The organism is Microbacterium lacus (genome assembly GCF_044794305.1).
Classification (GTDB): domain Bacteria; phylum Actinomycetota; class Actinomycetes; order Actinomycetales; family Microbacteriaceae; genus Microbacterium; species Microbacterium lacus_B.
Genome location: NZ_CP084996.1, coordinates 1,435,991 through 1,453,958, shown reverse-complemented (window position 1 = coordinate 1,453,958; position 17,968 = coordinate 1,435,991). Strand labels below are relative to the sequence as shown.

General features: G+C 65.5%; 14 protein-coding genes and 1 tRNA gene. 12 read left to right on the top strand and 3 right to left on the bottom strand.

Translation table 11 applies throughout. The annotated features are described in order from the left end of the window. Positions 1–167 precede the first annotated feature (167 nt). Positions 168–1,601 carry an ice-binding family protein gene (locus tag LG299_RS07095; RefSeq protein WP_404434361.1) on the bottom strand — a complete coding sequence of 478 codons (1,434 nt, stop codon included), beginning with the start codon at positions 1,599–1,601 and terminating at the stop codon, positions 168–170. A 507-nt stretch (positions 1,602–2,108) separates the two neighbouring features. Further along, the gene (locus LG299_RS07090; protein ID WP_404434360.1) at positions 2,109–2,597 is read right to left on the bottom strand and encodes a YajQ family cyclic di-GMP-binding protein; all 489 of its coding nucleotides are present in this window, start codon (positions 2,595–2,597) and stop codon (positions 2,109–2,111) included. A gap of 264 nt (positions 2,598–2,861) precedes the next feature. On the opposite strand from LG299_RS07090, the gene LG299_RS07085 reads away from it, so the two are divergent. From LG299_RS07085 to LG299_RS07040, 10 genes are all read left to right on the top strand, one after another. Then, positions 2,862–4,100 carry an extracellular solute-binding protein gene (locus LG299_RS07085; protein ID WP_404434359.1) on the top strand — a complete coding sequence of 413 codons (1,239 nt, stop codon included), beginning with the start codon at positions 2,862–2,864 and terminating at the stop codon, positions 4,098–4,100. 88 nt (positions 4,101–4,188) lie between these two features. Then, a complete protein-coding gene (locus tag LG299_RS07080) occupies positions 4,189–5,802 on the top strand; it encodes an ABC transporter permease subunit (protein WP_404434358.1) in 1,614 nt (537 codons plus the stop codon). Between the two features lies 1 nt (position 5,803). Beyond that, complete coding sequence (locus LG299_RS07075; protein WP_404434356.1) at positions 5,804–6,799, top strand: sugar ABC transporter permease; 996 nt, start codon at positions 5,804–5,806, stop codon at positions 6,797–6,799. 3 nt (positions 6,800–6,802) lie between these two features. Further along, positions 6,803–8,293, top strand: a complete 1,491-nt coding sequence (locus LG299_RS07070; RefSeq protein WP_404434355.1) for an alpha-amylase family protein — start codon at positions 6,803–6,805, stop codon at positions 8,291–8,293. A gap of 126 nt (positions 8,294–8,419) precedes the next feature. Beyond that, positions 8,420–10,309, top strand: coding sequence for a glycoside hydrolase family 13 protein (locus LG299_RS07065; RefSeq protein ID WP_404434832.1), 1,890 nt, complete (start codon positions 8,420–8,422; stop codon positions 10,307–10,309). Positions 10,310–10,361: 52 nt separating this feature from the next. After that, the gene (locus LG299_RS07060; protein ID WP_404434354.1) at positions 10,362–11,276 is read left to right on the top strand and encodes a bile acid:sodium symporter family protein; all 915 of its coding nucleotides are present in this window, start codon (positions 10,362–10,364) and stop codon (positions 11,274–11,276) included. Between the two features lie 45 nt (positions 11,277–11,321). Beyond that, complete coding sequence (locus tag LG299_RS07055) at positions 11,322–11,822, top strand: FBP domain-containing protein (protein WP_404434353.1); 501 nt, start codon at positions 11,322–11,324, stop codon at positions 11,820–11,822. After that, on the top strand, positions 11,819–12,730 hold the full coding sequence (locus LG299_RS07050) for a PfkB family carbohydrate kinase (protein WP_404434351.1): 912 nt from the start codon (positions 11,819–11,821) through the stop codon (positions 12,728–12,730). Before LG299_RS07055 ends, LG299_RS07050 begins: the two co-directional genes overlap by 4 nt. Positions 12,731–12,816: 86 nt before the next feature. Then, positions 12,817–12,901: transfer RNA gene (locus LG299_RS07045), tRNA-Tyr, on the top strand. 189 nt (positions 12,902–13,090) lie between these two features. After that, a complete protein-coding gene (locus LG299_RS07040; protein WP_404434349.1) occupies positions 13,091–14,032 on the top strand; it encodes a hypothetical protein in 942 nt (313 codons plus the stop codon). Positions 14,033–14,042: 10 nt separating this feature from the next. On the opposite strand, the gene LG299_RS07035 is transcribed toward LG299_RS07040, so the two are convergent. Next, positions 14,043–15,623: a phytoene desaturase family protein gene (locus LG299_RS07035; RefSeq protein ID WP_404434347.1), complete on the bottom strand. Its 1,581-nt coding sequence runs from the start codon at positions 15,621–15,623 to the stop codon at positions 14,043–14,045. Positions 15,624–15,675: 52 nt separating this feature from the next. Here LG299_RS07035 and LG299_RS07030 point away from each other — a divergent pair, with 52 nt between their 5' ends. Then, positions 15,676–16,473, top strand: coding sequence for an inositol monophosphatase family protein (locus LG299_RS07030; RefSeq protein ID WP_404434345.1), 798 nt, complete (start codon positions 15,676–15,678; stop codon positions 16,471–16,473). Positions 16,474–16,675: 202 nt separating this feature from the next. Beyond that, a complete protein-coding gene (locus tag LG299_RS07025) occupies positions 16,676–17,908 on the top strand; it encodes a M23 family metallopeptidase (protein ID WP_404434344.1) in 1,233 nt (410 codons plus the stop codon). The last annotated feature ends 60 nt before the right edge of the window (positions 17,909–17,968 follow it).

Sequence of the window (17,968 nt, the reverse complement as noted above, 5' to 3'; positions counted from 1 at the left end):
TCGTCGCCGCGCTGATGATCGCCTGAAGGACGGCTACTCGCCCTGGTGGATTCGCGGTCGCCGTCGTCGGAGCGGTTCTCGATCTGCGCACGTACGCCAAGACGGGCTGCCCGACAATCGGGCAACCCGTCCTGGTCGAGTTCTCGAAAACCCGGGCTCAAATTCGGCTAGACACGCTGTGCTGCCCGCCGACGGGCGATGATCAGCAGGACGATGCCGCCGATCGAGCAGATCGCGACAGCCGACACCAGCATCCCTAGGCTTGAGTTGTCGGCACCCGTTGCTGGCAGACTGTCCAAGGTCGAACCGCTGCGGACTGCTCCGGTGGAACCTCCGGGACTCGCCGCGGCGTTGACTCCGGGTGCCCCAGCCGGTCCGGCTGCACCTGTAGCCCCGGCGAGGCCGTTGGTTCCGTCGGTTCCGTTGTTTCCGTCGACACCGTTGGTTCCATTGATCCCATCGGTTCCGTTGGTGCCGTCGGTCCCGTTGGTTCCGTTGGTTCCGTTGTTTCCGTCGACACCGTTGGTTCCATTGATCCCATCGGTTCCGTTGGTGCCGTCGCTCCCGTTGGTGCCGTTGGTTCCGTCGACACCGTTGGTTCCGTCGACACCGTCGGTTCCTGCAGGTCCGGCAGGTCCGGCAGGTCCGGCAGGTCCGGTGGGTCCAGCGGCACCATCATCCCCGGCAGGTCCGGCAGGTCCGGCAGGTCCGGCAGGTCCGGCAGGTCCGGCAGGTCCGGCAGGTCCGGCAGGTCCGGTGGGTCCGGCGGCGCCATCGTCCCCGGCAGGTCCGGCAGGTCCGGCAGGTCCGGTGGGTCCGGCAGGTCCGGTGGGTCCAGCGGCGCCATCATCCCCGGCAGGTCCGGCAGGACCCGGTTCTCCGTCAGGCCCGGTGGGTCCTACAGGTCCCGGTCCTCCGATGTCACATCGGGGATCGATGAAGACGTTGTTGTCGAGAGTCACCTCTCCCACTCGCGCGAGAGCTCGGCCCTCGACCTCTGCGTTCGTCTGCACTGCGACCGACTGCATGGCCATGATGGTTCCGACGAACGTAGAGCCCGTGCCGAGAGTGGCGGAGCTGCCAACCTGCCAGAACACGTTGCAGGCCTGGGCTCCGTTGATCAGATCGACAACGCTGCCGCTCATCGTCGTAAGTGCAGATCCGATCTTGAAGATCCATACAGCGCTCGAGTTTCCCTGAGCGTCGAGCGTAAGCGTGCTGTTGACCGACAGCAGCGACGTCGAGCTTGCTGCGTACACACCTTCGACGAGCGTCAATCCGTCGAGCACGTCATAGTTGCCGGTCAGTGCCGGCTGAGCGAACGCGCTGTCATAGGCCGTTCCCACGGCATCCTGCGCTTGTTGTGCGTGTACATCGGTGGTGTGCGTGGTGCCGTCCACCACGATTCCTAGCGGAAAACCGGTGATCGCGGTCCCGGGCCAGACGCCCAAGTCGCCGTTGAGGACCGTGGGTCCTGTGTTCGTTACTCTCTCTGCGCCGAGGACGACGTATGTGTCCGCGATCCCGAGATTTACAAAAGTAGCCGCAGAGGCTCCTGGCGCGGAGATCGCCAGCGAAGCGACGGTAAGCCCGATCGCCATGGCCGCCGCGGCAGTCGTTTTGCGAAGTCCTCGGCTCTTAGAATGTCGGGCCGAGCGCGCGGAAGTCTGAGCTATCATGGGGTACGCCTTTTCATCCCCCGAGATGCGAAGGAGCACAGCCCTGACTGAGCCAAGCTCAACGTATGGGCTAATTGGTGCGCTGTATAGGCCTATCAATAATGCCCGCCGTCCGCTAGCCTTCATGTGCCCGAGTCGTCGCGGCCAACCGATGGCTGTCGTCTGCCTGCCGTCGATCTCCGGTGGGTGGCACCGCCAGAATCTCCGTTGCCACGCGTGACTCACGTTGCCGTGATTCGTCCCGCAGCTACCGCGGAATGTGCCGGAGCAAGCGACGGCGCGTCCGCTGACGGGTGGAGCAGACCGAGGTCATTGGTGTGCATGTCAGGGTTGCGATCCCGACAGCGAGTACGGTCAGCCGTGCGAGGCGCAGGATGTCATCGGATGCGGCGTACTTCGACAGCGCGTCGGCGACCCGGACGTCATGGTTTACCGGTAGTTGACGTACTGCAGGTCGACATCGAGGTCGGCGGCCTTGAGCAGGCGCTGAACTTCTTGCAGGTCGTCGCGCGACTTCGACTGCACGCGCAGTTCGTCACCCTGGATCTGCGACTTCACGCCCTTGGGGCCTTCGTCGCGGATGATCTTGCCGATCTTCTTCGCGTTCTCGGACGAGATACCGTCCTTGATCGTCGAGACGATGCGGTATTCCTTGCCGCTGGCGAAGGGTTCACCCGACTCGAGACTCTTGAGCGAGATGCCGCGCTTGATGAGCTTGGTCTGGAAGACATCCAGGACAGCCTTGGCGCGCTCTTCGGAGTTCGCCTTGATCAGGATCGATTCGCCGCTCCACTCGACGGATGCGCCGGTGCCCTTGAAGTCATAGCGCTGCTCGATCTCTTTGCGCGCCTGGTTGAGGGCGTTCTCCGCCTCCTGGTGGTCGACTTTGCTCACGATGTCGAAAGAGGAATCAGCCATGCGCGGAAGTCTAGCCGGGGGTGCGGTGAGGTGCTCAGCATCCGCTCGGAATGCAAGCGCTTGCAGATCGCTGGGCATTCCTGAGAATTTCCCGTATCAATAGGTCACGAACCCGTATCGATCACCGTTCTGAGGAGTTGCGTTTCAGGGCGGACATGCAACAATGTAAGCGCTTGCATATCAGCGAGCGACCGATAGGCAACATCCGGTGCCCCGCCGGCCACAGCCCGTCATAATCCCAACGCACTTGAAAGAGGTACACCGATGAAGGTGAACAAGAAGAGCGCGGTCGCCGCTGGCGCGATCGTCGCGGTCGGCATGCTGACCCTTGCCGGCTGCGCCGGCTCCACCGAGACCGCCCCGTCCGAGTCTGCTGGCGAGTCCGCCGGTACCCTCACGGTGTGGGTTGACGCCGAGCGCGTCGACGCACTCCAGGCCGCTGCTGACGCCTACACCGAAGAGACCGGCGTTGCCGTCGAGCTCGTCGGCAAGGACAACGCGACGATCAAGGATGACTTCATCCAGCAGGTTCCGACCGGCCGTGGCCCCGACATCACCATGGGCGCGCACGACTGGCTGGGTGAGCTTTCGACCAACGGTGTCGTTGCTCCGCTCGAGCTCGGTGACAGCGCCGCCGACTACCTCGAGGTCGCGGTCAACGCGTCGACCTACGAAGGCACCGTCTACATGCTCCCGTACGCGGTCGAGAACATCGCCGTGCTGCGCAACGCCGACATCGTCCCCGAGGCTGCAACCTCGTTCGACGACATGATCGCCAAGGGCGCGGCCGCCGGCCTCACCCAGCCGTTCGTCGTCGAGCAGGGTGTCGAGGGCAACCCCTACCACCTGTACCCGTTCCAGACGGCTTTCGGTGCACCTGTCTTCGGCTCGACCGCCGAGGGCTACAACCCCGACGACCTGCAGATCGGCAACGCCGGTGGTGAAGAGTTCGCCGCATGGCTGGGCTCGCAGGGCAAGAACGGCACCGCCGTCTTCAACACCGACATCGACGGCGCCATTGCCAAGGAGAACTTCCTCAACGGCACGTCGGCGTTCTGGCTGACCGGTCCGTGGAACGTCGGTTCCGCGATCGACGCAGGTATCAACGTCTCGGTCGACCAGGTTCCCAGCCCCACGGCTGAGGTCGCCCAGCCGTTCGCCGGTGTCAAGGGCTTCTTCCTCTCGTCGGAGTCGGAGAACCAGGTTGCTGCGACCGACTTCCTCGTGAACTACCTCGGTTCTGAAGACGTTCAGCTTTCGCTGTTCGAGGCGGGAAACATCCTCCCCGCTCTGAGCGCCGCCGCTGAGACCGCGTCGAGCGACCCGATCATCGCCGGCTTCGCCGCCGTCGGTGCGGACGCTGTTCCGATGCCCGCGATCCCCGCAATGGGTTCGGTGTGGCAGTACTGGGGCATCGCCCAGGCTGACGTCATCAACGGCGCTGACCCCACGGCGACGTGGCAGAAGCTCGCGGCTGATGTTCAGGCCGCAATCGCCCAGTAATCACACCTGGTGACGTGCGGGGGCAGGCTCTAGAGCCTGCCCCCGTACTCCCATAGTCTGCAGGCACGAAAGAGCGCGAAGAGGACTCATGACGACGCACACCGACAACGAGGTCGAGACCACAACTCCGCCGACGAAGCGTCAACGGCAAGCAGCACGCTTGGCCGAGTCAGCCGGAGCCGGAATCAAGGTCCTGCTGGTCAAGATCGTTCTGCTCGGCATCCTCGATGCGATCGCGGTCTACGCGCTCTTCGTACTGATTTCGCAGCAGCAGTGGCTGTTCGCCGGTCTCGTGGTCGTCGTGACCGCCTTCTTCAACTGGCTGTATTTCTCTCGCAAGAACCTGCCGGCGAAGTACCTCGCGCCGGGCATCCTGTTCCTCCTGATCTTCCAGGTGTTCGTGCTCTTCTACACCGGCTACATCTCGCTGACGAACTACGGCACCGGTCACGTCGGCTCGCAGGAGCAGGCCGTGTCGTCGCTGATGGGCTCCGCGCTCGAGCGCGTCGAAGACTCACCGACCTACCCGCTCACGGTGCTCGATCGGGGTGGGTCCCTCAGCATGCTCGTCACCGACCCGGATGGTGAGGCCCTGATCGGCACTACCGGAGAGCCGCTCAGTGAAGTCGATGCGACGTTCGAAGACGGCAAGGCCGTCGCCGTGGACGGATACACCACCCTCAACTTCTCGCAGGTCATCGCACGAACCGGCGAGATCGTCGAGCTTGTGGTCCCGGCATCCGACGACCCGAACGATGGTGCTCTGCGCACCACCGACGGAAGCAATGCCTACCTCTACACCTCGTCGCTCGAGTACGACGAGGCCGCGAATACGCTGACAGATCTGCGCACGGGCACCGTCTACAGTGACATCGGCACCGGTGCTTTCACCTCACCAGATGGAGAAGAACTGCTGCCGGGCTGGCAGATCGTCGTCGGTTTCGACAACTACGTTCGGGCCTTCACTGACGAGTCAATTCGCGGGCCGCTGATCTATGTCACGCTCTGGACCTTCGCTTTCGCGATCATCTCGGTCGCTTCGACCTTCTTCTTGGGACTCTTCCTCGCCATCGTCTTCAACGACGCGCGCATGAGGGGCCGCAGGTGGTACCGCGTGGCGCTGATCATGCCCTATGCGTTCCCTGCCTTCCTGTCGACCTTGATCTGGGCGGGCATGATGAACCAGAGCTTCGGGTTCATCAACGAGGTCCTTCTCGGTGGCCTTGCCGTCCCGTGGCTGACCGACCCCGTAATGGCGAAGATCTCGGTGCTGATCGTGAACCTGTGGCTTGGCTTCCCCTACATGTTCCTCGTGTGCACGGGCGCCCTCCAGTCGATCCCCGAAGAACTCACTGAAGCAGCCACCGTCGACGGCGCGAGGCCATGGGCGGTGTTCCGGCTGATCAAACTGCCGCTGCTGCTGGTGACGGTCGCCCCGCTGTTGATCGCCTCTTTCGCGTTCAACTTCAACAACTTCATCACCATCTACGCACTCACCGGCGGTGGTCCGCGAGACTCCAACGCGCCCATACCGGTGGGCTACACCGACCTGCTGATCACGCTCGTCTACAAGGTGGCCTTCACCGGCCAGGACCGCGACTACGGCCTCGCTTCCGCGTTCTCGATCCTGATCTTCGTGGTGGTCGCGGTGATCTCGATCATCAGCTTCCGCAAGACCAAGGTGCTGGAGGAACTGAACTGACATGGCTAAGCATTCCGATCCCGCACGCGACACCTCAGTCGCCGCACACCTTGCACGCGCCGATGCTCTCGTCGTCAATTCAGCAAACGTAGAGGGCTTTGACGCGTCCGAGCCGGTGCGCCACTTGCCGCCCCAGCGCAAGCGCCCCTTCGGCCGCTGGTTCAACGAAACCGGATGGCGGCACCTCGTCGGCATCGTGGCTGGGGTCTTCGCGATCTTCCCGATCCTCTTTGTGCTGTCGGCCTCGCTGAACCCGGTCGGCACGCTCACCGGGTCGAACACGCTTTTCGCGGCGTTCAATTTCGAGAGCTATGCGCGCATTCTGAACAACCCTCAGGTGCCCTATCTCGCGTGGTACGCCAACTCGCTGATCATCGCGGCCATCACGTGCGTTCTCACCGTATTCCTGGGAGCGCTGGCTGCGTACTCGTTCTCGCGGATGCGGTTCACCGGTCGGCGTATGGGCCTGGTGTCGATCGTCGTCGTGCAGATGTTCCCGCAGATGCTCGCGGTGGTCGCGATCTTCCTTCTGCTGTCGACCATCGGCGACTACTTCCCTGCACTCGGCCTCGACTCGCGCATCGGCCTCATCATGGTCTACATGGGCGGCGCACTCGGCGTGAACACGTTCCTCATGTACGGGTTCTTCAACACCATCCCCGCGTCGATCGACGAAGCCGCGAAGATCGACGGTGCCGGGCACGCCCGCATCTTCTTCACGATCATCCTTCGCCTGGTCGCGCCGATCCTTGCTGTTGTCGGCATGCTGTCGGTCATCGGCACCTTCAACGACTTCATCATCGCGAGCGTCGTGCTGATTCAGCCCGAGAACCAGACGCTGGCAGTGGGTCTCATCAAGCTCGTCTCCAACCCGCGCTATGCGGACTGGAGTGCGTTCTCGGCCGGTGCCGTCATGGCCGCCGTCCCGATCCTGATCATGTTCCTGTTCGTGCAGAAGTACATCGTCGGTGGACTGACCGCAGGAAGCGTGAAGTAGCGGATGCTGCCTCCACAGCGCTCCGCCGTGAGGCGGGGTGTCTTCGGCGCGGCCGTCGCGGCACTTGTCGTCGTGCTGGCCGCGTGCAACAACCAGGTTCCCCTCGAACCAGACCGAGCGGCGCCGGATGTCGGCATCCAACTCTTCCAACTTCCGTGGACGGCGATCGCCGACGAGTGCGAGCAGACCCTGGCGCCGAACGGCTTCGCCTGGGTGCTCACGTCGCCGCCGAACGAGCACATCGTGCGCGACGAGTGGTGGGCGTCGTACCAGCCGGTGAGTTACGAACTCGAGTCGAGGCTCGGCACGCGGGACGAGTTCGCCGACATGGTGCAGCGCTGTGATGACGCGGGCGTCCAGATTATCGCCGACGCGGTGATCAACCACATGACCGGGCAGGATGACCCCGGTGTGGGCTGGGCGGGAACGCCCTATGAGCACTACGACTACCCGGACCTGTACGGCTACGACGACTTCCACCACTGTGGGCTGACCGCGAACGACGACATCAGCAACTACGACGACCGCGCGCAGGTGCAGACGTGCGAACTGGTCAACCTCGCCGACCTCGACACCTCGCGACAGAACGTCCGCGACACCGTCGGTGCCTATCTCGATGACCTGCTGTCGCTGGGCGTCGCGGGCTTCCGGATCGATGCAGCCAAGCACATGGATGCCGCCGACGTCGAGGCGATCATCGTGGCCCTGCCCGAGGGCACCCGGATCATGAGCGAGGTCATCCGCGGTGGCGGCGAGCCAGTGCAACCTGAGGAGTACACCGCGTTCGGCGAGGTGTTCGAGTTCACCTACGCGCGTGACCTCCTACCGGCGCTCGCGAGCGGATTCGTCAACGAGCCCGAAACCGAGGGCGACCGCCCGCTGCATGTTCCTGCTGACAAAGCGCTCGTTTTCATCGACAACCACGACACCGAGCGGGGCGAAGCCGATCTCACCTACCGGGACGGCGACCTGTACGTCATCGCGAACGCGCTCATGCTCGCGGACGACTACGGCACGCCCGTGGTCTATTCGGGTTATGCGTTCAGCGACCGCGATGCCGGGGCTCCCGCTGACGACGCCGGCCGCGTGACACCCGTCTCGTGTGCAATCGCCACAGACCTTCCCGCGGACGACTACGAGGACGGCGCTCGCACGTGCGTTCAGACGTGGCCGGCGATCGCGGGAATGCTCGAGTTTCGCGCGTTCGCCATGGACTTTCCCCGGCTCGAGGGTGTTTCCGAAGGAGATGCGTACGGCTTCGAGCGTGCGGGCCGGGGAGTGATCGCCGTGAATGTGGGCGACGAAGCGACCAGCATCCAGATTCCGACGACGATGCAGGACGGAAAGTACTGCGACGTCGTCAGCGGAGGACGCGAATCGTGGACGAATGACGGATGCCGCGACGATGAGTTCTCGGTCGAGAACGGTGTGGCCACCTTCGCGCTGGCACCTTTCACTGCCGCGGCCATTCACCTCGGCACTGCGCACCGATAAGAACTGCGCACCGATAAGAACTGCGCACCGGTAAGAACTGCGCACTGATAAGAACTGGGCACTGACGCGCAGTGCCGGCGTGTCACAATCGACGCACGACCGGAAGGCATGAAGGACATGACCGACATGACAACGCTCCTCCCGCATCACGACGGATCCCCGCTATATGTCTCGGAACTCGCACCGGCCTTGGGCGACGTGGTCACCGTGCGGCTGCGGGTTCCTGCGGGCTACGGCACGCTGACAGCCGTCCGCACCCGCTCGAACCCCGACCACGAGCCCGAGTGGACCGATGCTCGTGTCGTCGGCTCCGCCGACGGGTGGGACTGGTGGGAGGCGCCCGTCACGGTCCGCAACCCACGACACGGATACCGGTGGATGCTGCGACACGAGAGCGGCCGTGTCGAATGGCTGAGTCAGACCGGGCTGCACACGATCGAGACCCTCGACGCCGAGGACTTCGCGCTCGTCGCGAACCCGGCGCCCCCGTCCTGGCTCTACGACGCGGTCATGTACCAGGTGTTCCCCGATCGCTTCGCTCGCTCCGCGGCGGCCGATGATCGCCCGACACCCGCGTGGGCGATCCCGGCGGCGTGGAGCGACCCCGTCGACCCGGTGATGCCCGCTCGGGCGACGCAGTTCTACGGCGGAGATCTCGACGGCGTCACCGAGCACCTCGACCACCTCGTCGAGCTCGGGGTGAACGTCCTGTATCTGACGCCGGTCTTTGCCGCAGCATCCAACCATCGCTACGACGCCGCGACCTTCCTCGAAGTCGACCCGCTCCTCGGGGGCGACGAGGCCTACATCCGTTTGATCGAAGCCGCCCACGCACGGGGGATCCGGGTCATCGGCGACCTGACGAGCAACCACTCGGGCGACACGCACGAGTGGTTCCGGGCGGCATACGGCCACCCCGGAGTGCCGGAGGAGGAGTTCTACTACTTCACCGATGAGGGCAACACGACGTACGAGTCCTGGCTCGGCTACGAGAGCCTGCCGAAGTTCAACTGGGCTTCGCAAGAGCTCCGCCGTCAGTTCATCGAGGGTGAAGACTCGGTCGTGGCGAAGTGGCTGAAGCCGCCATTCTCGACCGACGGCTGGCGCATCGACGTGGCGAACATGACCGGGCGCCTCGGCGCGACCGACCTCAACGCCGAGGTGCGCCAACTTCTGCGCGAAACCATGATCCAGATCAACCCCGACACGATCCTGCTGGGGGAGTCGACCAACGACGCCGCCAGCGATCTGCAGGGCGACGGCTGGCACGGCGCGATGACCTATCCGTCCTTCACACGGCCGCTCTGGGGCTGGCTGAGCGAACCGACGAACGAGCCGTACCTCACTGCCGACGGTGACGAGGTCACCGAGGCGTGGTTCTTCGGGCAGCCCGTCGGTGGGATTCCCCGGTACAGCGCCCGCGAGTTCGTCAACGCAGTCGTGCGCTTCACCGCGGGCATTCCGTGGCGTGTGCGGCTGGGCAACATGCAACCGCTCGACACCCACGACACGGGCCGCTTCGCCACGAACGCGGCACCGGGGACGATTCCGGTCGCCGTCGGTCTCGCGATGGCGCTCCCGGGGTTGCCGGTCATCTTCGCCGGTGACGAGTTCGCGCTGACCGGCGCAGACGGCGAATCCAGCCGTACGCCGATCCCGTGGGACGACATCTCGACCGCGCCGATCGCTGAACGCATCGACCTGTACCGCGAACTCATCAGCCTGCGCCGTGCGCACCCCGTTCTCGCCACCGGCGGCCTGCGCTGGCTGCACGTCGACGAAGAGACCGTCGTCTTCGTGCGCGAAGCAACGGACGAATCAATGCTCGTGGTCGCGACGCGGGGGGATGCTGATGTCGAGCTAGCGCCCGGACTCCTCGCGGGTGCGACCGAAGCGGTCGAGCTCACGGGGGACGCGACCCTCGGTGTTGCCGCAGATGGCTCGGTCGTGCTCACCGCGGATGGTCCGGCGTTCGCCGCCTGGTCGCTTCCGGGAGTTTCCGTTCCGCAGGGATAGGCATGTGGACAACGGATGACGCGGGGTAGCGGCATCCGCGATACTGGGTCTCATGTCAGCGTTGACCACCATTGGCCTGCCCGTCGCCCTCGGCATCATCATGTTCGGCTTGGGGCTGAGCCTCACCGTCGGCGATTTCGCGAGAGTGCTGAAGCAGCCGAAGGCGGTGCTCATCGCTCTCATCTGCCAGCTGATCGTGCTCCCCATCATCTGCTTCGGCCTCGTGCTCGCCTTCCAGCTGCCCCCCGTCCTCGCGGTCGGAATGATGATGCTCGCAGCCTCACCCGGTGGCACCACGGCGAACCTCTACAGCCACCTCTTCCGCGGCGACATCGCCCTGAACATCTCGCTCACGGCCGTGAACTCGGTGATCGCCGTGATCACCCTGCCGCTCATCACGAACTTCGCGATCTGGTACTTCCAGCCGTTCGACGATCAGCTCGGGATGCAGTGGGCCAAGGCCGCTGAAGTCTTCGCGATCGTCCTCCTTCCCGTCGCCGCAGGCATGGTCGTGCGTCGGTTCTGGCCCGACTTCGCGAAGAAGATGGACAAGCCCGTTCGTATCGCGTCGGTCATCATCCTGATCGTCGTCATCGCCGGCGCGGTCGCGTCGAACTGGGCGCTGCTGGTCGAGAACTTCGCTCGCCTGTCGCTCATCGTCATCGTGTTCTGCTTGATCAGCCTTGCGATCGGCTACATCGTGCCCCGCTGGCTGAAGGTCGGCAAGCGCCAGGCGATCGCGACGTCGTTCGAGATCGGCATCCACAACGCCACGTTGGCCATCGTGATCGCCCAGACGGTGCTGGGCTCTGTCGAGCTCAGCCTGCCGGCGGCCATCTACGGCGTGCTGATGTTCTTCATCGCGTTCGGTTTCGGGTTCCTGATCCGCGAGCGCGGTGCGGTGGATGCCCCGTCCGAGAGAGAACCGAGCGTCGCCGACACGACGCAGCAGACCCCCACCTCGTAGGGAGCGCCTCTTCGTAGACTGATCTCAGGACGCGAGGAGGACACGATGCAGGCGATGACCGAGAGCGACGTTCGCGCGGCACTGACGAATGCGTCCCCCGACGAGTTGCGCGTGATGACGCTTCCGGCGGACTTCGTCCTCAACGACTGGGACCACCTGGACTTCTGGGCCTTCCCCGATCCGCGCACGCGCGGACGGGGGTACCTCATCGTCGAGTCCGACGGTAAGCCGCACGGAGTCGTGGTGCGCGCCGCCGACGGATCATCGCGTGCCCGTTCGGCGATGTGCGACCTGTGCCACACGATGCAGCCAGCCGATCAAGTTTCACTCTTCACGGCCCGCAAGGCCGGCCCATCCGGTGAGCACGGCGACAGTGTCGGCACCTACATCTGTCTCGACCTGTCGTGTCACGAGAACGTCCGGCTCGCCGCACCCCTTGCGCCGAGCGAAATGCGCGCTAGCGTCGATCGACGCATCGACGGCACTCGACGCCGTGTCGAGGGGTTCGTCGCACGAGTACTCGAGTCAGAGCGGAGCAGGGCATGACAGCACGAGTGGTGGTCGTCGGGGACGCACTGATCGATGAATTGCGCGACGACACCGGCGTGCGCGAGTTCGTCGGTGGAGCTGGCCTCAACGTCGCGGTCGGTCTCGCGCGCCTCGGGCTTGACGCGTCGCTGATCGCGATGGTCGGCGACGACGAAGCGGGCGACCGCATCCGCACCTACCTCGCCGATTACGGCGTTGAGCTGAGAGAGACGCCCGGCCCGCTCGGCACGTCTCGGGCGGTCAGCACGCGCAGTGGCGGTGGCGAGCCGACATACGCGTTCAACGACGCGGCCTGGAACCGACGTATCCACTTCGGTGACGCCGAGCACGAGGCACTACGTGACGCATCCATGGCCGTGGTGAGCTGCTTCCCGCTCGACGATCTTGCGCAGACCGAGCAACTCTCGCGCGCGGTCGGTGACACACCGCTCGCGATCGACCCGAACCCTCGCGCGGGGATGATGCACGACCTCGCACGATTCGTCACAGGCTTCGAGCGGCTCGCGCCCGAGGCATCCCTCGTCAAAATCGGTGAAGACGACGCGACCATGCTGTACGGCGAACCGCTCGACTGGCTGCGCACGCGTCTCATCGATCTGGGCTCGCGGGTCGTGCTGTCGACGTACGGCGCCGGTGGTGCGGCGATCGATGCGGGGACGGACGCTGTCACCCGCCCGATCTCGGATCTTCCTGGGCGCATCGTCGACACGATGGGGGCCGGCGACGCGGCCTTCGCAGCAACGATCGCGGGCATGATCCAGGACTCGCCGGCCGATCACGATGCGTGGTCTGCGGTGTTGGAGAAGGCCATGGATGCCGCTGCCGCAACCTGTCGCTTCGAGGGTGCACTGCTGCGCGTGCCGTCGGCTCTGCGGGGTATGGATCTCGACGGGCTCGGCACCTGAGGGCCCGATTTCTGGCAGTGCCGCTCTGAGGGTAATATTGTGGATCGCGCCTCCGGTCGACTGTACAAGCTGGGCGGATGCGCACTGGCGAGTTACCCAAGCGGCCAAAGGGATCTGATTGTAACTCAGCTGTCATCGACTTCGGGGGTTCGAATCCCTCACTCGCCACCAATCGAAATGCCCGGTCAGACGCAGAAATGCTCGACCGGGCTTCGTCTTTTCGCGGGCGTGTGAAGCCGTTCGTATTGCCTGCGCCACGCCCGCACGCGACTCTCCACAGCGCGAGCATCAGATCTCGATCCGCGGGGCACGCCGTGTCAGGATGGGCCTGCGCGCATCTGCGCTCTGAGGAGGACCGCCATGACTGTGCCTGACCAGCATCCCGTGTACGACCCGCGTGCGGATGCTTCTCAGTCCCCGCTCTTGCGTGCGGCCATCTGGGTCGCGATCGGCGCGCTCATCGCTGCCGCCATCGTCTGCGTGATTTGGGTGCTCGTCGGTGGGCAGGACGGGATCGTGGGTCGGGCGTTCCTGACGATCCTGCTTCTCGCGGCCTTTGCCGGGGTCGCCATCCTCGACGCGCATCTCGCTCCGAAGCGACCCGCCTGGTTCGCGCTCGCGAGCATGGCGGGCTGGGTGGTGATTCTGCTCATCGGAGCGGTGATGATCTGGATGCCGGAACGCTATTTCTCGTTCGGCTTCGGCCGATTCGTGCAGTTCTTGCTCGTGGTGCTGATCGTGCAGCTCACGCTGCTGCACCTGCGGCTGTTCCTGCGTGCCTTCCAGCGCCACGAAACCACATTCACGCGTGTCGTGGCCGTCGCGACGATCGCGTTGGTTGTGGGCCTCGCGGCGCTCCTGATCATCCCGTTGGTGGTGTACGAATACGTCAACTTCACCGATCTGTACTGGCGGATCGTGGTGGCTGTCGCGATTCTCACCGCTGTCGGCACCGCGCTGATTCCGCTGGTGAACGCGCTGTTCGCGCCGAGGCATCCGCGACCGGCCGCACCCGCGGTCGCCTACGCGCCCCAGCCGGCAGTCCTCCAGCCCTGGCCGCTGTACGTCGACGGCGTGACGCCGTTGCCGATCTTCCCCGATGGATCGCCCGACTGGAACGCGTACTACACCGGCTATCCCTCACCGGGCGCTCAGGCGATCGGTTACCCCGGTCCCGAAACCCCTGCGGTCGAGGCCTTGCAGGTCACCCCGGATCCGGAACCCGCGCAGTCTTCGGGGCCCGCAGCGCCGACCGGGTACGAGGGCTTTCCGCCGCCGCCGCCGCTCCCGCCGCGCCCGTAAAGAGCGCCGCTCACCGGGAGAGGATTTCGAGCGCCGCCATCGCGGCGTTGTGACCGCCGATACCGCTCACGGCGCCTCCGCGGCGCGAGCCCGAGCCGCAGATGAGCACGTTTGCGTGGCCCGTTGCCACGCCCCAGCGCTCGGCGGGGGTTTCCAACGGCTCGTCGTCCTCTGCCCATGGCCACGACAACAAGCCGTGGAAGATGTCGCCGCCGATCATCCCGAGCGAGTCCTCGAGGTCGCCGGTCGTGCGCGCTTCGATGCACGGTGATCCGTCTGGGGCCTCGTAGATCACGTCCGCGATGGGTTCGGCCAGCACCGAGTCCAGCGATCGCTGTGCGGCGTCGAGGAGTGCTGTGCGCGCAACATCCTGATCCTTGCCCGCCACCAGCCGATGCGGCACCTGCAGGCCGAACAGGGTGAGTGTCTGCGCCCCCTGTGCGCGAAGCTCGGGGCCGAGAATCGACGGATCGGCGAGCGAGTGGCAGTAAATCTCGGCAGGGAGGGGGTGCGGGATGCTTCCGCCCGCGGCGGCCTCGTATGCCCCATCGAGCTGAGTCATTGTTTCGTTGATGTGGAACGTGCCGGCGAAGGCCGCTTCGGGGGCAACCTCGGTGTCGTGCAGGCGGGGGAGCCGGCGAAGCAGCATGTTGACTTTCACCTGTGCCCCCTCAGGAGCCTCCGCGGAGCGCGCGGACGAACCGCCTGCGAGAAGTCGTTCGAGAACAGCCGGACCAACGCCGCTGAGCACAAGGCGTCCGCGAAGGGTCGCCGTGCCAGTCGCGACCTCGCCGTCGGGCGAGATCGAGGTCACCTCCGCACCCGAGCGCAGCTCGGCGCCCGCAACGCGAGCCGCGCGTTCGAGCTCGGCGCTGACGCGTCCCATTCCGCCGACGGGCACGTCCCAGTCGCCGGTTCCACCACCGATCACGTGGTACAAAAAGCACCGGTTCTGGCGCAGGCTCTCATCGTCGGCATACGAGAAGGTTCCGATGAGTCCATCGGTCAGCGCGATGCCGCGCGCGAGGTCGGTGTCGAGCGAAGAGCGCAGCACCTCGCCCAAGGGGCGCTCGAAGATGTCGGCCCACAGTGCGTCGTCGCCCAAGAGGCGTCGGACATCGGCCCGACGAGCCAGCGGGGCGGTCGCCGTCGGAAAGAGTCGCTGCCCGAGCGGGGCGAGGCGCTCTGAGAACGCAGCGAACCGGGCGGCTTCGTCGGCATCGCCGGTCGTGCGGAGGAAGGATGCGGCGGTGGCCGCAGCATCCGCCGTATCGACCATGATGCCGCGCGACGGGTCCACGGGGTCGGGCGTATATGAGGAGTAGCGCCGCCGCCGCAGGTCGATCTGCAGTCCCAGGTCGTTGATGATCTGACGAGGGAGCAGGCTCACCAGGTAGGAATACCGCGAAAGGCGTGCATCGACACCTGCCCATGGCCGCTCCGAGACCGCGGCGCCACCGAGGTGCGACAACCGCTCGAGGACGACGACCGAGCGCCCTGCGCGGGCGATGTACGCCGCTGCGACGAGGGCGTTGTGCCCGCCGCCGACGATGACGACGTCATGTGTGTGGGTCTGGACTGCTGTGGCCATGCGATAACGCTAGCCGCCCGCGCGAGCACCGGCACGGCGATAGCGTGGAGGTATGACGGATGCCGCGCACCTGCAAGCTCTGGCCATCGAGATCGCCCGCGAAGCCGGTGAACTCGCCCGGGTGCGCCGTACCGAGGGTGTCGCGATCGCAGCGACCAAGTCGCACATCGCCGACATCGTGACCGAGGCCGATCGCGAGGTCGAGGAGCTGATCCGTCGGCGACTGAAGGAAGCGCGTCCGGACGATGGCTTCCTGGGTGAGGAGTCGGGAGCCGAGCGCGGTACCTCCGACATCACCTGGGTGGTCGACCCGATCGACGGCACCGTCAACTACGCCTATGGGATCCCGTCCTACGCGGTCAGCATCGCCGCGGTGGCAGGTGAGCCCGTGCCCGAGGAATGGGACGCGGTGGCAGGGGTGGTGTTCAACCCGGCTTCGGGCGAACTCTTCCATGCAGCCGCCGGTAGCGGTGCGTGGCTCCACGATGAACGGCTCGCCGTCAACGATCAGCCGATGCCCGCAGGAGCCCTCCTCGCGACAGGATTCGGCTACGACCCGTCGACGCATGCCGGTGACCTCGCCCGTGTTGCACGGGTGATGCCGCTCGCCCGCGACCTCCGGCGCATCGGTGCCGCATCCCTCGACCTGGCGTTCGTCGCCTCCGGGCGACTCGACGGGTACTTCGAGCGTGGGCTCCATCCGTGGGACCACGCCGCAGGCGCGTTGCTCGTCATCGAAGCGGGCGGCCGCGTCGGTGGCGCGGGGGATGCCGACGTTCCGTCGCGCACCATGACGATCGCCTCCGGCGCCGCAATCTACGACGCACTGCGCGCAGCTGCGCTCGGCTGAGAAACCGCAAGAACTTTTCCACAGATCCGCGGGTCGTGGGTCGTGTACATCGCATTCCCAGGAGCGGGGCGATAGGGTTTACCTGATCGTTATGTTTGTCACCCGAATGGCGGACACGATCCACTAGCACCGAAGCCCGTACCGTTGCCCCCACAGCGACACGACGCGAAAGCCCTCCTGCACTTTGCTCTCTGACACCTCCATGGCCGAGAACGCGCCCACGCGACGCTCGAGCCGTACCGCCGCCACGCCTGTTCAGGCGACGCCGGCCGAGGCAGCAGCATCGACCCGTGCAGAGGCGCGTCGCCGCGCAGCCGGTTCGACAGGCGCGTCCGCACCGCCTGTGTGGGGCATGCCGACAGAGTCCGCGATTCCCATCTCGACGACGGTGACGGATGCTTCGGCACCCACACCATCCAGCTCCCGGCGCGCTGCGCGCGCGTCCCGGTCCGAGGCTCAGGCGCCCGCCGCTGTGCAGGCGCCAGCCGAGCCTTTCGAGCTCCTCGAGCCCGTCGTGGACGAGCCCGAGCGGCTCGCGACTGACGAAGAGGTTGCGGCCGAGGCATCCGACGCCGACCTCTTCGAAACCGCCTCACGCTTGTTTTCCTTCACCGGAGAGACCCCCGTGCAGTCGCGTATCGACGAGCCTGCTGACGAACCCGTGTACGAGCCCATTTCTGCCGCGAGCATTCCTCCGGCACGTCCGGGCGTAGCGTTCAAGCGTCTCGCCACCGCGTCTTTCTCGATCAGCGTGATGGGCCTTGTCGGGCTTCTGGCCGTCGGCATGACGACTCCCGCTCAAGCGGTTGCCGCCGCGACCGGTACGGAGTCGACCGTCGCGGTTGTCGCGGACGGTGCCGAGAGCGCCTCGATCGACGCCGACGAGATCCAGGCGTACGTTGCCCCCGCCGGTACTGAGAACGCCGCGGTTGCACGCACCGAGAATTACTCGATCTCGAGCATGTCCGAGCTGGCATACGCGTCGGGCATCTCGAACATCGCGAACACGTTCGTGAACGACCCCACCGCGGCCATCCAGTGGCCGTTCTCGGTCGGCGTCCCGATCAGCTGGGGCTTCGGCATGCGCTCGGGTCGCATGCACGAGGGTGTCGACTTCACGCCCGGCGCAGGGTCGCCCGTCCAGGCGATCGCCGACGGTGTCGTGCGCGTGGCGACCAGCTCGGGTGGCGCCTACGGCGTGCACGTGATCATCGACCACGTGATCGACGGCCAATTGATCTCAAGCCACTACGCGCACTTGCAGTACGGGTCGATCCAGGTGCAGCAGGGTCAGACCGTCACGGTCGGAACCGTGCTCGGCCGCACCGGCAACACCGGGCGTTCGTTCGGTGCGCACACGCACTTCGAGTTGCTCGTCGGCGGCACCACGGCCATCGACCCGCTTGTGTGGCTCAGAGAGCACACCGGAGGCTGAGCCACGATTCAAAGAGACGCCCACGCTCTGGTATTCTCTTCTAGTTGCCCGCTCGCGGGC

What these genes read in the sequence shown, in the direction of transcription:
- LG299_RS07095 (WP_404434361.1), bottom strand. Translation starts at nt 1,601, where the DNA reads ATGGCGATCGGGCTTACCGTCGCTTCGCTGGCGATCTCCGCGCCAGGA.
- LG299_RS07090 (WP_404434360.1), bottom strand. Translation starts at nt 2,597, where the DNA reads ATGGCTGATTCCTCTTTCGACATCGTGAGCAAAGTCGACCACCAGGAG.
- LG299_RS07085 (WP_404434359.1), top strand. Translation starts at nt 2,862, where the DNA reads ATGAAGGTGAACAAGAAGAGCGCGGTCGCCGCTGGCGCGATCGTCGCG.
- LG299_RS07080 (WP_404434358.1), top strand. Translation starts at nt 4,189, where the DNA reads ATGACGACGCACACCGACAACGAGGTCGAGACCACAACTCCGCCGACG.
- LG299_RS07075 (WP_404434356.1), top strand. Translation starts at nt 5,804, where the DNA reads ATGGCTAAGCATTCCGATCCCGCACGCGACACCTCAGTCGCCGCACAC.
- LG299_RS07070 (WP_404434355.1), top strand. Translation starts at nt 6,803, where the DNA reads ATGCTGCCTCCACAGCGCTCCGCCGTGAGGCGGGGTGTCTTCGGCGCG.
- LG299_RS07065 (WP_404434832.1), top strand. Translation starts at nt 8,420, where the DNA reads ATGACAACGCTCCTCCCGCATCACGACGGATCCCCGCTATATGTCTCG.
- LG299_RS07060 (WP_404434354.1), top strand. Translation starts at nt 10,362, where the DNA reads ATGTCAGCGTTGACCACCATTGGCCTGCCCGTCGCCCTCGGCATCATC.
- LG299_RS07055 (WP_404434353.1), top strand. Translation starts at nt 11,322, where the DNA reads ATGCAGGCGATGACCGAGAGCGACGTTCGCGCGGCACTGACGAATGCG.
- LG299_RS07050 (WP_404434351.1), top strand. Translation starts at nt 11,819, where the DNA reads ATGACAGCACGAGTGGTGGTCGTCGGGGACGCACTGATCGATGAATTG.
- LG299_RS07040 (WP_404434349.1), top strand. Translation starts at nt 13,091, where the DNA reads ATGACTGTGCCTGACCAGCATCCCGTGTACGACCCGCGTGCGGATGCT.
- LG299_RS07035 (WP_404434347.1), bottom strand. Translation starts at nt 15,623, where the DNA reads ATGGCCACAGCAGTCCAGACCCACACACATGACGTCGTCATCGTCGGC.
- LG299_RS07030 (WP_404434345.1), top strand. Translation starts at nt 15,676, where the DNA reads ATGACGGATGCCGCGCACCTGCAAGCTCTGGCCATCGAGATCGCCCGC.
- LG299_RS07025 (WP_404434344.1), top strand. Translation starts at nt 16,676, where the DNA reads ATGGCCGAGAACGCGCCCACGCGACGCTCGAGCCGTACCGCCGCCACG.